Annotated in this window: 12 protein-coding genes; 4 read left to right on the plus strand and 8 right to left on the minus strand. The window is 60.3% G+C overall.

Features of this window, described 5'->3' with window-relative positions; genetic code table 11:
- Positions 1-77: 77 nt before the first annotated feature.
- The 8 genes from ABX749_RS07360 to thpR form a co-directional block, all read right to left on the minus strand.
- Positions 78-611 carry a type II secretion system protein J gene (locus tag ABX749_RS07360; RefSeq protein ID WP_372895404.1) on the minus strand — a complete coding sequence of 178 codons (534 nt, stop codon included), beginning with the start codon at positions 609-611 and terminating at the stop codon, positions 78-80.
- Complete coding sequence (locus ABX749_RS07365) at positions 608-1126, minus strand: hypothetical protein (protein ID WP_372895405.1); 519 nt, start codon at positions 1124-1126, stop codon at positions 608-610. The genes ABX749_RS07360 and ABX749_RS07365 overlap by 4 nt, the downstream gene beginning before the upstream one ends.
- Before the next feature lie 13 nt (positions 1127-1139).
- Positions 1140-2216 carry a hypothetical protein gene (locus ABX749_RS07370; RefSeq protein WP_372895406.1) on the minus strand — a complete coding sequence of 359 codons (1077 nt, stop codon included), beginning with the start codon at positions 2214-2216 and terminating at the stop codon, positions 1140-1142.
- Between the two features lie 8 nt (positions 2217-2224).
- Entirely contained in the window at positions 2225-3295 is a 1071-nt protein-coding gene (locus ABX749_RS07375) for a type II secretion system F family protein (protein ID WP_372895407.1), read from the minus strand.
- Positions 3292-4233 (minus strand): hypothetical protein, encoded by a 942-nt coding sequence (locus tag ABX749_RS07380; protein WP_372895408.1) that lies wholly within the window; start codon positions 4231-4233, stop codon positions 3292-3294. Before ABX749_RS07380 ends, ABX749_RS07375 begins: the two co-directional genes overlap by 4 nt.
- 382 nt (positions 4234-4615) lie before the next feature.
- Positions 4616-6616: a LamG-like jellyroll fold domain-containing protein gene (locus ABX749_RS07385; RefSeq protein ID WP_372895409.1), complete on the minus strand. Its 2001-nt coding sequence runs from the start codon at positions 6614-6616 to the stop codon at positions 4616-4618.
- Between the two features lie 115 nt (positions 6617-6731).
- On the minus strand, positions 6732-7511 hold the full coding sequence (locus ABX749_RS07390) for a Uma2 family endonuclease (RefSeq protein WP_372895410.1): 780 nt from the start codon (positions 7509-7511) through the stop codon (positions 6732-6734).
- 43 nt (positions 7512-7554) lie between these two features.
- A complete protein-coding gene (gene thpR, locus ABX749_RS07395; RefSeq protein ID WP_372895411.1) occupies positions 7555-8127 on the minus strand; it encodes an RNA 2',3'-cyclic phosphodiesterase in 573 nt (190 codons plus the stop codon).
- Between the two features lie 33 nt (positions 8128-8160).
- Between thpR and ABX749_RS07400 the strand changes: the two genes are divergently transcribed.
- The 4 genes from ABX749_RS07400 to ABX749_RS07415 all read left to right on the plus strand — a co-directional run bounded on the left by ABX749_RS07400 (position 8161) and on the right by ABX749_RS07415 (position 12024).
- Positions 8161-9222: a YheT family hydrolase gene (locus tag ABX749_RS07400; RefSeq protein WP_372895412.1), complete on the plus strand. Its 1062-nt coding sequence runs from the start codon at positions 8161-8163 to the stop codon at positions 9220-9222.
- Between the two features lie 75 nt (positions 9223-9297).
- A complete protein-coding gene (locus ABX749_RS07405; protein WP_145220149.1) occupies positions 9298-9645 on the plus strand; it encodes a hypothetical protein in 348 nt (115 codons plus the stop codon).
- A gap of 202 nt (positions 9646-9847) precedes the next feature.
- On the plus strand, positions 9848-10987 hold the full coding sequence (locus ABX749_RS07410) for a hypothetical protein (protein WP_372895413.1): 1140 nt from the start codon (positions 9848-9850) through the stop codon (positions 10985-10987).
- Complete coding sequence (locus ABX749_RS07415; RefSeq protein WP_372895414.1) at positions 10987-12024, plus strand: hypothetical protein; 1038 nt, start codon at positions 10987-10989, stop codon at positions 12022-12024. Before ABX749_RS07410 ends, ABX749_RS07415 begins: the two co-directional genes overlap by 1 nt.
- Positions 12025-12045: the final 21 nt, after the last annotated feature.

The raw sequence follows: 12045 nt of genomic DNA on the forward strand, positions 1-12045 counted from the left end.
CAGCGACCCGACCACGATCAGGCAGGCGAGGACACAGATCATCAACGCGCCACGCCGTCGGCGTCTTGGCTGAATCCTCATGATGCGATGTCTCCGTTTTGATGACGTAGTCGCAAGCCGATCGACATCCGCAGCGATCGCCAAAGGGGAGTTTCGGATTCGGCGAAGGGCGTGATCGTTTTGACGTCCAGTTGAATCTGGTTGTCCGTTTCCAATCGCGTCAACACGAGCGTCCGCGGACGTTTGAATCGATAGACTTCGTTTCGAACAACGTCATCACCGCTACGCTCGGTGCGGGTGACGGTCATGTCCGTGAGGGTGTAAACCACCTCGTTTTCGTTGACGGAAAGCCGCAGGGACTGGCCGGCCGTGTCGCCGGAATCCAGCTCCGCTTGATTGGCGATGTGCAGATCGTTGCGGAGTTGACGGCTGAGCTGAAAAAATGTCTGATCGTCCAAGCGTCGATGTCGCGCCAGTGTCGACCAATCAAACGCCTGGTGGACCAAGCCGACGGCAACCATCATCACCGAGCTGCCGATGGCGATTGCGATGCTGAGTTCACGGAGCGTGAATCCGCGGCGTGCGGTTCGGGATCGGGTCAGCGACTTCATTGGTCGGCCTCCTGATCGTTCTCGGCAGGTTCAGCGTCGGCACGTTCAGCCTCGTCTGAATTTGGCTCGTCTGAATTTGGCTCGTTGGGGCTGGATGATTCCGCTGAGGTGGTCGACAGGGGATCGATCCAGGCGACCAGAGTGACCGGCAACGGGTCACCGGCGCGAGTCCATTGCAGCGACAATTCGATGCGTTTCCCGTCGTCGTCGTCGACAAGGGTTCCTTCGATCGTCGCGTCATGCAGAACGTCTGCGATTGCCGGTGACACCGACAGCTGTTCGATCGCTTGGCGTCTGGGTTCAGCCGGCATCGCGATCAGTCGGTCCAGCTGTCCGGACAGTTCATCGGCGGCAAGCTGTTGGTGGCGGGTTTGTTTCCAAATCCGCGCCGAACGGATCACCATCGGGACGGCGACCGAGAGCATCACCAGGGTGACGCCGGCGGCGATCAGCGTTTCGAGCAACACGAGAGCGTTGCGTCGGTCACGTAATCGTGGGTGGAGTGGGTGGAGCATGGAAAGGGGTGGATTAGGCGAGTGAAGTGACCAAGCTGGTCAGGGTTTGCATGACGGCGATCGTGATCCAACCGACAAACAGTCCTAGAACAATGATCGGAATGTGTTGAAGCACGCGGGCCATCGATTCGGCTTTTTGGTAGGCATGTCTGCGTTGTTTGACGGCCAACGTGTCGAGAGTCCAACCGCGGAGTGGCGGCGATTGGATTTTGTTGATCTTGTCGGCCTGGTTCTTGCGGATCAAACCTTGGTTGGCCAATTGAATCCAGATGTCCGCATCGGTCTGGGCATCGGTGCGGGCGCGGAGCAGACGTTTTCGGGTTCGGCGGTCGGGGTGGAACTGGGCCGCGGCGGTCAGTGTCGGCGCGATCGGTGTGCCTTGTCTGGTGGGCACGGCCAGCAATCGCAGCAGACCGGCGGATCGTCGTTCGGCGGTCGTCGGCAGCAGTCGTCCCAGCGGGGAGAGTCGAATTCCACGCCGCACGTCTTCAAAGAGCATCAGGATGCAGGCGCCCAACACGACCAGCAACGCGATCGGAACCACCGCCGCGAAGGTGTCGCTGAAATGGACCAGGGCAAGCATCAGTGGCGGCAATTCCATGGCAAACTCATCGAAGATCTCCTCGAAGGTGGGGACGATAAAAATCATCAAGAACGAAGCGACCAGGATTGCAAAGCAGAGCACGCCGAGGACGTAGCCGAGCATGCCGCGGATGATTTCACCGGCCGCGGCTTGTCCCGCGTCATCGCTTCGTTCCAACAAGAACGCAAACGTTTCATCGAGCGTCTGGGTTTCGATCGCACATTGAATGGCCAACGTGTCGTCTTCATCCAAGACACCCGGCGTGTGCGCCAGTGCGGCGCTCATCGAACTGTCCGCGGCGATCCATCGTTGAAGCATCATCAGCTTCTTGCCGTAGCGGCCGGGATGTTCGGCCGCCAAATTCCGAATCAACGTTTTCGGATCCAAACGTTGCGAGTGGGACAGTGCCAGAATTCGAAGCAGCGCGTTCTGTTTGCTGCGCGTCGAATTGCCGACCAGCCCACTGGGAAGCATCGATTGGAGCAGTCCGGAGAGAAAATTGAACATGTGATCGATCAGGAGGAGAGAGACGAGACCAGACTGACCATTGGCGAAAACAACGCGAGGACGAGAAAGCCGATCATCAGACCGACACCGATGACGGTGAATTGTCCGAGGATGAACGCGACCCAATCCTTGCGACGCATCGACAAGTCACGATAGCTGGCGGCCAGTTCGCGAAGCATCGTTGTGTTGGGCGGCGAGGGGACGGGATGGGCGGACGGTAGGGCGGGGTTGAGTGCAAACAGAAAGTTCGGCGGAAAGATCAACGCGGAACGGGTCCGGTGCAACAGGCTCGCGTCGTGGCCGGCTTGGATCGCAAGGTCGCCGATCAGGCTACGCATCGCGACGTCGGCATTGGATTCGGCGGCGATCTTGAGCGCCCGGTCCAGTTCGATGCCTTCGTCGACCAGTTCCGCGACTTGCAATGCAACCTTGGCCAGCGATTGTCTCATCATCGGGCCGTGCACCGACGTGCCGAACAGCTTTCGTTTGATGGAAGTGTCGCCGATCCAGACCCACAACAGACCCGCCACACCGGACAGAAACGTGCACAGCAGGATGAAGGCCAGCAGGGGATGGGCATTGATCCCTCGCGAGAGATTGATCAACGCCTCGGTCGGGGCCGGCAGTCGCAACCCGAACTCCCGGTACATTTCATCAAAAGTCGGGACCAGGAAGACGATCACCGCCATCAGCAAGGCGATCGCGATCAGCATCAGGATCAGCGGATAGGCGATGGTGCGGATCTTTTTGGTCCGCAGGCTGTGCTGGAAGGCGGACTGTTCGAGCATCGCGGTCAACGCATCGGTCGTCGCCGCCGACGACTGGAGCGTGAGCAGCCAACAATGCTCCGGGAACCGGGCGACAAGCTGCGCGGGAGTCGCGCCTTCGTCGAGGGCGGTGGCGAGCTGACGCAGTGTGTTGCGTGTCCAAGCACTCGGGATCTCTTGGGCGATGTTTCGCAGTTGCGCCGGCAAGTCCTTGCGGGTGTTTCGCACCCGTTCGATGCGCTCGTACAGCGACTTCATCGGAACCAATGTCGTTTCGCCGCGTGGGGCGTCGCCTTTGGATTCAATCTTCATCGGTTCAACACCTCCATGGCACCCTCAGTTTGCAAGATCGCGATCCAGGGCAGAAACGTGGCCAAGCCATAGCCGAGCACGATCAATCCGGCGAACAGCAAACCGATAAAGGCGGGCAGTTTTGTCACGAAGGTTTGGCGACGGTCGCCGGCCAAGAAATGGTAAAACCCGGCCAGACGGCTCAACGCTCTCGCTTGAGACTGTGGGGCTCCGTTGCGGACGATGTTTTCGGCGATCGGTCGGATCGGGAGCTGCGGAGAAACACTGGTGCTGGCCAGCGAGAGCGCCGTTTCTTGGTCGACGCCCGACGTGATCAGCACTGCCAATCGCCGCGATTGTGATTCAGCCGCAAGCCAACGCGAGTAGGCGGTACCGCCGGGAAAGAGTGACAGCAGCGGGCCGTTGACCAGTTTGCGCCAGATCCACCAGCACGCGATCATCAGAATCGGAAAGCCGATGATCCAATACGGCATGGCACCACGGATCGCAATCAACCACCCCGTCACACCGCTGGGGGTCAGCCCCTGTTGGGTGTATTGAGTTTCGATCGACGGAACTGAAAGCGTGCAGAAGATGATCATCCCGAGGTAGGCGAGCCCGGCGACGACAAGTGGTTCTTTAATCGCTTGGCGGAGCGGGCCGGCCGTCGCTTCACGATCAAGCTGTTGGATCGCGATCGACTCGAACACCGGAACCGGATCGTCGGACGCCAGCAACATTCGCGCGATCGCCCGATAACGCTCCGGCAAGTCATGCTTTTCCAGCAACGCATCGGGCGAAAGGTCGCGTCCGACATCGACGAGCAGCCGTTCGTTGAGTTCACGAAGCCGTTCCGCCGTCTCGCTCCCGAGTCCAAAGTCCAACGGAATGTTTAGGCCAACAATGGCGATCGCTTGCTGGTTGAGAGAGAGCAGTCGCGCAGCGGTTGATTCAGACATGAAATGGCTTGGCGGCGGCGGAAGGGATCATCAGGGCAAAAGGCTGATGCGCCGGCGTCGCGAATTTGTCTGATCGATTAAAAGAAAATCGTGAATGTCGGTCGGACGTTGGAGTGGGCAAGACCTTGTTGCCGGGCAGGATCGGGCGCAGAGGCATACGCTGCAGAAATCATTCCGCAGCGTTTGCCCGAAGGGCATCAACAACATAGCCTGGGGTTACGCCCGGATTCGCTGGGGCTCATCCGGTCTCATTGCAATCGGCATGCACAGCATGCCCTACGACTCCTCGGCATGCACAGCATGCCCTACGACTCTACTCGCCATCCGAGCCGGCGAGGATGGCAAGCAGGATGCTTACCCCACTTGGTGGTTGGCACGCGTTCTACTGCACTGGGACGAGTTTGCTGGTTTGGCCCAGCAATCCGTTGGCGGCCGACGCACTGTGATCGAGCAGGAACGGTCCGACGGTGCGATCGAAGTGGTGCAGCAGCACGGTCGTTGCGTCGGGCTCGTGACGCTTCGCCGGCGTGAAGTCGTCATCGTAGCGGATTCCCGTCGACAATCGGAATTCGTCCAGTTGGCCGGTAAACGATCGAGTCGGATTGCCGGCGTGATCGGGATCGGCACCGAGAAACAACGGCAACGCGTTCGGTTTGCGTTTCCCCTTGGCAGGCTTGGAAGCAACCCGTTTGCCGTTGACGTACAGGATCACGTTGTTTCCGTCGTAGACGCCGGCAAGGTGCGACCACTGGTTCAGCGGCAAAGCGTCTTGGCTGATCGCCGAGACGTAGCGGCCGCCCAGGTGCACGTCGAATTGGACGATTCCGTGGTCGGAGAAAAACGCGTACTCAGAGCTTTGTGTTTTTGCGACGATCGCGTCAAAGCCGTCTTGCCGTGTCGGTTTGATCCAGGTTTCGATTGTGAAGGGTCCGGAGGGCAGCTCGAAGGCATCGTCGCGGATCGCGATCGCAGAGGCTTCGTCGCTGACCAGCAGCGATTGATTGGGCGACGAGGCAAAAAAGTCGGCCGGAACCTCGCTCAATTGCAGTCCGATCGGGAACTCCGCCTCGGGCAAGTCGACCGCGACGTTCTCGCCGAGGTAGCGTTTGGCGATCGTCACCGCCGGGTTGCTGGTTGCGACGCCGGCGTTGGGACCGCGACGGATCACGAATTCCACGGTCTTCGTTTCACCCGATTGCAGGTTCATGTGTTGATGATCGAGCGTCGTTGACCATTGGCTTTCCAGCGATTGGCGAGCCATCAGGATCGTCAACTCGACGGGGTGCTCGGCGGGGTTATCGAGTTGCAGCTTGACGACTCCGTTGGCCGATCCGTCGAACGAGAGCATCACGTCGTCGGAAAGTTGTTTCGGTCGAATCGATTGGGCCCGTTCAATCTCTTTCAAAAACTCCGGCGTGAATTGCTTGGGGTCAAACACCGCGCCGACCGGCAGCGACGAGACGGTGATGCGTTTGGGACGCACGGTGACGACGTTGAAGTGATGCAGATGGCCCGCGCCGGGGATCGGCACATCGTTGGGGATGTGGCCGCCGGTGGTCGCCAAGGCGTAGTACTCGATACCGTCCTTGACGCCGTCGTAACGCATCTTGTGGATGTGTCCGGCGAAGACGGCGGAAACATTGCCCGCGTCGGCCAAGCGTTGATGGACGGTGTCCCAGTTGGATCCGGTGTAGCCGCCGCCGATCCAACGCGGATGATGCAAGAACACGAACACGTGATCCTGGCCGGAGAGGTCCTTCAACGCCTGATCGAGAAAGTCGAGTTGTTGCTGGCTCATCTGTTGCAGACGCCCGGCGTTGAACGCTTTCAAGTTGGTCGCCGGGTCGCCTTCGTCGCTGTACAGCACGATGAAGCCGGCGTTCTTGTGGCGGAAGGAATACCAGAGCGGACCGAAATGTTTTTCGTAGTTGGATTCATGGTGTCCCGGAGGTGCGGGGTTGTCGCCGCGCCAGTAGATGTCGTGGTTTCCCGCCACCGGGAACCAACGCATCTTTAGACGATTCATGATCTGTTTGTATTCGTCGGCTTGCTCAAGCCACTCGGGCGTTTCGTTGTACCCTTGGATCAAATCGCCGACGGTCATGACCAGATCGGGGTCCAGCAGATTGGCGTCGGCGACGGCCTGTTCGAGGACTTTCAAACCGGCGGGCACGCCCCCGGTTCGGTCGCCGTAGACGATGAATTGAAATCCGTCTTCGGCGACCGACGGCGCGATGACTTTCGCCGCCGAACGGGTCGTCAAGACACTCGGCGGAGCATCTTGGTCGTGGCGATGGTCACCGGCGCCTTCGTGCGCCGACGCGATCAACGGAAGGAACAGTGTGGTGGCAACGATCAGCGAAAGGCGGGTTACAAGATTCATGGACTCGGTAGAAACAGGGGGGAGTTCACGGAGAGGGCAATCGTCTCCGATGCGCGTCGGAGTCGAGGGAGGATTAGAACGCGAATCCGATCAAGGGAAACGCCTACGGCAGAAACTAAACGGAACCTTCATTCGATTCATCGGGTCCGTTGAGCACTTGAAAGACTTCGGCCAGGGGAATGGAGAGCCCCGGGATCACGTCTTCGCCGTCGAGTGCCTGGGTTTCATCGAGCACGCGGCAGTCGGTCATCGATCGCCACACGGCAACGCTGCGCTGGTCCGGATCAATCATCCAAATCAACTGGACCCCGCGTGCGAAGTAGTCACGACGTTTGTTGGTCATTTCGGTTTGTGTATTACCTGGGCTGACCACTTCGACGACCAAATCGGGGACGACAGCCGGGTACGCGTCCGTGGGGACCTTGCGATCGGGAAGCCGATCCCAGGAGGTGAATGCGACGTCGGGACCACGAATCAATGAGGGGGATAACTGGAAAAAGCCGTCCGGTCCGGAAACGACACCGAGTTTGGCTGTTCGAACGATCCGATTGAGCAGTTCAATCATGACCGCCGCAATTAACGACTCTCGATACCCCATCGCACGCTCCACCAGATAGCCGTCAATCAATTCACACAAGTTGCCTTGCTGGTGCGCCTCCCGCAGTTCATCCAGACCCGCGGGTTCGGCGTTCACGGCGCGGAGTCGATCGGCGGCGATTCCGCCCAGGTCGGCCAGCACGTCGGCGACGCGTTCGCTGACGGTGAGATTCCGCGGCGGATGGGGCGGTGACGAAGACGCGGGTAACGCTTGCGCAGCCGGTGAATTTGCTCCGGCACGGTTGGCGGCCGGCGGTGCGATCGGCGGCGAGGCATCGGGATCGGGTACGGTGCTCATGCCACCAGTTTAGTCTGGCCGGGCCGATGGCGGCAAACGACGGCTATTCCAACTCGATCGTGTCCATGACTTGATACGTCGGCCCAGACTTGTCGAGAAAGCTGGCCATCAGGTGAACTTCGTCGACCACCATTTCGCCGATCTGGATGTCGGCCAGATCTTTCATCGCCTCGACCAATGCATCGCCGCCCCGCCTGGAATTGCTGCGGGTGCGTCCGAGGGTCAGGTGCGGTGTGTAATCGCGTGGTTCGGGTTTGAACCCCAGGTCGGCGAGTTGCTTTTCCAGGCCGGCGACCAGTTGGACCAGGTTTCCGGTGGGGTCGTCCACTCCGATGAAGACGATACGTGGTTTTTCGGCATTGGGAAAACCGCCGGTCCCGGCAAACCCTAATTCAAAGGGTTCAAGGTTGTCGGTCACGCGACGAATCGCTTTGCAAACCGCGGGGACTTCGACGTTGTCGACTTCGCCGAGAAACTTCAGGGTTAAGTGAAAGTTTTCGATCGGCACCCATTTGAAGCTGTCGTCGAGCGGTTTGAGCCGTTTCATGATCTTTCCGGCGGCGGAGGTGACGGCGGCGGGGACCGGAATGGAGATGAAGGATCGGATCGTTTGCATGAATCCAACGCGTTTCTTTACACTGATCGGGAAATGAAAAACTTTGTGCCCCCACCGTTTAAGCCCGACCTGTTGATCCGCGGCGGGCATTTGCAAACGCTCGCATCGCTTCGGGCACCAGGGCAACAGATCGCCGCTGACGCAAACCACGTGGTGGAGTTGCCGGACGGGGACGCCATTGTGCTGCATGAGAACGCAGCGGTCGATGGTGGGGCGGTCGATCGTTGTCAATCGGCTGGTCAATCGGCGGCATCGGATATCGGTCGGACGGGGCCGTTGGCAGATCGCACGTTGGGCGGTCGCACCGTGGTGTTGTTCCACGGGCTCAGCGGTTGTCACGGTTCCCCGTACATGATTCGTTTGGCCGGCCGGTTCGTGCGGTTGGGGTGGACGGTTTACCGCGTGGACATGCGTGGTTGCGGTGCGGCGCGGGATTTGTCGCGGGGCTTGAGTCACGCCGGCCGCAGCGAAGACGTGTTGGCCGCGCTGGATTTTGTCGCACGACGGCATCCGGATTCTCAGCTGGCCGCGGTGGGAGTCTCATTGGGCGGGAACCAGCTGCTGCGTCTGGCCGGTCGGGTCGGTGCGGGGTTGGACGCCCGGCCGGAGTGGTTTGATCGGCTGGAGCGAATCGCGGTGGTCGCCCCACCCATTGATTTGGTCCGCTGCAGCGAAAACATGGAGCGGCTCTCCAGACGGTTGTACAACTACTACTTCATTCGCACCCTGTTTGAACGGATCGCGCCGGCGGTCCGCGAGCGCGAGCATTTCCAGAAAATCGCGTCGCTCGGTCGCCCCAAAACGCTGCTGGAATTGGATGATCGGCTGACCGCTCCGCTGAGTGGTTTCCAGGGGGCTTTGGAGTATTACCGACAGTGTGGGGCGACGCATGTGACCGCGTCCAATCCCGTCAAAACCTTGGTTCTGGCGGCAAAGGACGATCCGATCGTCCCGGCGGATTGTTTCACCAATGCACGCTGGCCCGATCGAACACGCGTGTTGCTGACCGCAACCGGGGGGCATGCGGGATTTGTCGGCCGCCAGCGATCGTATTGGATGGATGATTGTTTGATTGCTTGGCTGAATCGACTTTGATTGTGCTGCCGTTCTTCGTGTAAGCTACTGACTGAGAGAATTGAGTTTCGGGTCGTTTGGGACTGAGGCAAATCAATGGCTGGTGATTACCACGGCTGGGACCAGGAGGGCGACCGCTGGCGTTTCGCGGATACCGTGGGACGTCCCAAAAATGAGTCGGTGTTTGTGATCGAAGATTTCGGGGAACCGACATCTGCCAGGCAGGCTTTGTCCGCGATCATGTCGGCGATGGCTCAATTCAAGAATCGTGTTCAGGTGGTCCAGACCGACAGAAATAATCGATTGATCCGGAAACTCAAGGAAGCGTCGTTGTTGAGAGTGGCCGATATCAAGGTCGGCGAGACGCAGCAGTGGGGCGTTTTGGGCGTGCATCCCAAGCGGCCGACTCCGAAGCGGTCCAAGTGGAAATTCTGGGCGTCGTAGGCTGGCGTCCGTGACGCTCATGACGCAGCGGGCGGATGGGCCAACGTCCTGTTCGGATTGTTGATACCCGCGTCCGCTGGCGACTCGTGTGATCGCGCCCCATGGGGGAACATCGAAGAAACCGACAGGCCGTCTGGCGGACCTGTTTTGAAACGGGGGAGATGAAACGTTGGTTCGGCGACGATCAGAAACGGCAGCTCAGATGCTTCCCAGCCGTACGCCCTTGAAGGTGCCGCTGACGGTCGCCACCGCAGTCGCCTTGATCACACTGGGCGTGACGCTTCAGCCCCAGGCGGAGCGACTTGCGTCACAGGCATCACCGCAATCGATGCCGCACTCCTCCGAATCGACTCGGGATGCCGCACTGAGTTCGCAGACGGCACGACGCGTCGCGCGGGCGCGGTTCTATGACGCCGAAGTCATTCCATTGATTGCCGAAATCGATGACCAAAATCGGTTGGCCGCCGATCGTTGCCTGCAGCGGATCGATCGGACACTCAAGCGGTACCATGCCGGGGTCGAGCCGTTTGTCGAAGACATGACCAGCATCTCCACACGACTGGGCGTGCTGAAACGCATGCCCGGCGGCTGGTGGACGAGCGACGGCCGCGTCGAAGCGTACGTGCAGGACAAATTTGAATCGCATTTGTTTTCCGAAGAAACGCTGCTCGATGACATCTCCACCGCGCTGCTGCAATTTCGTCGCGATGTCGACGCCAACCAGACCTTGATGCTGACGCGCGTCCAGGCGGCGCTGACGACGTCCGACTTGCCGGGAGTGCAATTGGAACAACACGACGCCTTTTTCCGAGAATTGTCGACCGAGCTGGGCCGTTACGCGGCCGGTCAGGGAACGACGAGTGTGGAAAACATGCTCGGCGCCCTGGTGCTCGGCGAGGTCGGTGCGTTTGCCGCTCGATCGGTCGTCACCGGTTTGCTGGTCCGCTTCGCACCCTCGGTGGCGATCAGCTCGGCGGCCGGTGCGAGCGCGACGGTGGGGGCGTCGGCGACCGGTGCCGGCGGCGGATCGATCGGGGGGCCGGTCGGTGCCGTGGTCGGTTTCGGGGCCGGGTTGGCGATCGGTCTGGTGATCGACTGGTGGATGACCGAACGGTTTGAAACGGAATTAACCGGCCAGATGCACATCTACCTGAACGATCTGGAGGCGACCTTGATTTCCGGTGGGGTGTCGAATGGCGATGCGACGACAAACCAAGCAACCGACGGCGCCGCGCGGCCGGGAATCGGTCTTCAGGATGCCCTGCCTAAACTATGTGGCCAATTGCGCGACGCCTATCGTGATCGTTTCTATCAGCAAATTGTCGACGGAGAATCGTTGTGATGATGAATGCCAGTCGCCGTTTGACACTCGCGTTGATCGGGATTCTGACCGCCCTGGTCGCGATCGAGCCCGCGCCCGTCGCCCGGGCTGGATCTCCGTTGGGCGTCCTGTCGGGTACGTCGGTTGCCCGCGCGATCCTGAAGTACTTTGGGAAAGAAGGCACCGAGGAGGCGACCGAATTTCTGGCTCGCCAAGGCGGACGTGAAATGGCCGAGCGCGTCGGCGCCGCGGCCTTGCGGGAAGGCGGCCAAGAGACGGCCGAACAGGTCGGTCGGTTGGCCAGCAAGTATGGCCCCGAAGCGCTCACGGCGCTGGACAATGCCCCCGAGTTAACGCCGCTGTTGGCCGCGCTGGACGAATTGCCCGAGTCCCAGGTGCGGGCGGCCTTGGCACGTCTGTCGGCCGGGCCCGCCGGACGCGAACTGGCCCAGACCGTCGGCCGCGTGGGCGTTTCGGCGCTGCGAAGTGAATTGAAACATCCGGGCGTGGGAGGGATGCTGGCCCGCGTGTTGGGTGACGACGGGGCGGAACTGGCGACCAAACTGACAAGCGATCAAGCCATCGTCGTCGGCCGACATGCCGATGATCTGGCGGCGCTGCCGACCACGCCACGCAACGGCGTGTTGTCACTGTTGCGAAATGATGCCGAGCGGATGGTCGGCTTCATGGGGCGGTTCGCCGCCGACAATCCCGGCAAGACGCTGTTCACCGCCGCGACCACCACGATCATTCTGGCCGAGTCGGAACGTATTCTCGGCGGGGATGAAATCGTTTTTGACGCCGAAGGAAACCCGATCGTGGTCAGCAAGGCCGGCATCGCCGGGCGGACGATGAAGGCCGGGGGTGAAGCCATCGCCCACGTCTCGGTCAATTATCTGCAACCGCTGTTTCTGACCGTGATCGCGTTTGTCGTCACCTTCGCCACCCTGTTTCTGTCACTGAAATTGTGGCACACCCATCAGCGAGAAAAACTGGTGACGGCCGCGACGTTGAAGGAGCCGGAGACGATCGAGGGTTCGGTGGTGGAGAAGAAGTGAGGCGGAATGCTGGGTGAGGCG

The organism is Stieleria sp. (assembly GCF_041595215.1).
In the GTDB taxonomy this organism is placed as follows: Bacteria; Planctomycetota; Planctomycetia; order Pirellulales; family Pirellulaceae; genus Stieleria; species Stieleria magnilauensis.

Coding starts and splice junctions, on each gene's coding strand:
- ABX749_RS07375 (WP_372895407.1), bottom strand. CDS start 3,295: ATGAAGATTGAATCCAAAGGCGACGCCCCACGCGGCGAAACGACATTG.
- ABX749_RS07370 (WP_372895406.1), bottom strand. CDS start 2,216: ATGTTCAATTTTCTCTCCGGACTGCTCCAATCGATGCTTCCCAGTGGG.
- ABX749_RS07385 (WP_372895409.1), bottom strand. CDS start 6,616: ATGAATCTTGTAACCCGCCTTTCGCTGATCGTTGCCACCACACTGTTC.
- thpR (WP_372895411.1), bottom strand. CDS start 8,127: ATGCAAACGATCCGATCCTTCATCTCCATTCCGGTCCCCGCCGCCGTC.
- ABX749_RS07360 (WP_372895404.1), bottom strand. CDS start 611: ATGAAGTCGCTGACCCGATCCCGAACCGCACGCCGCGGATTCACGCTC.
- ABX749_RS07390 (WP_372895410.1), bottom strand. CDS start 7,511: ATGAGCACCGTACCCGATCCCGATGCCTCGCCGCCGATCGCACCGCCG.
- ABX749_RS07400 (WP_372895412.1), top strand. CDS start 8,161: ATGAAAAACTTTGTGCCCCCACCGTTTAAGCCCGACCTGTTGATCCGC.
- ABX749_RS07380 (WP_372895408.1), bottom strand. CDS start 4,233: ATGTCTGAATCAACCGCTGCGCGACTGCTCTCTCTCAACCAGCAAGCG.
- ABX749_RS07405 (WP_145220149.1), top strand. CDS start 9,298: ATGGCTGGTGATTACCACGGCTGGGACCAGGAGGGCGACCGCTGGCGT.
- ABX749_RS07415 (WP_372895414.1), top strand. CDS start 10,987: ATGATGAATGCCAGTCGCCGTTTGACACTCGCGTTGATCGGGATTCTG.
- ABX749_RS07410 (WP_372895413.1), top strand. CDS start 9,848: ATGCTTCCCAGCCGTACGCCCTTGAAGGTGCCGCTGACGGTCGCCACC.
- ABX749_RS07365 (WP_372895405.1), bottom strand. CDS start 1,126: ATGCTCCACCCACTCCACCCACGATTACGTGACCGACGCAACGCTCTC.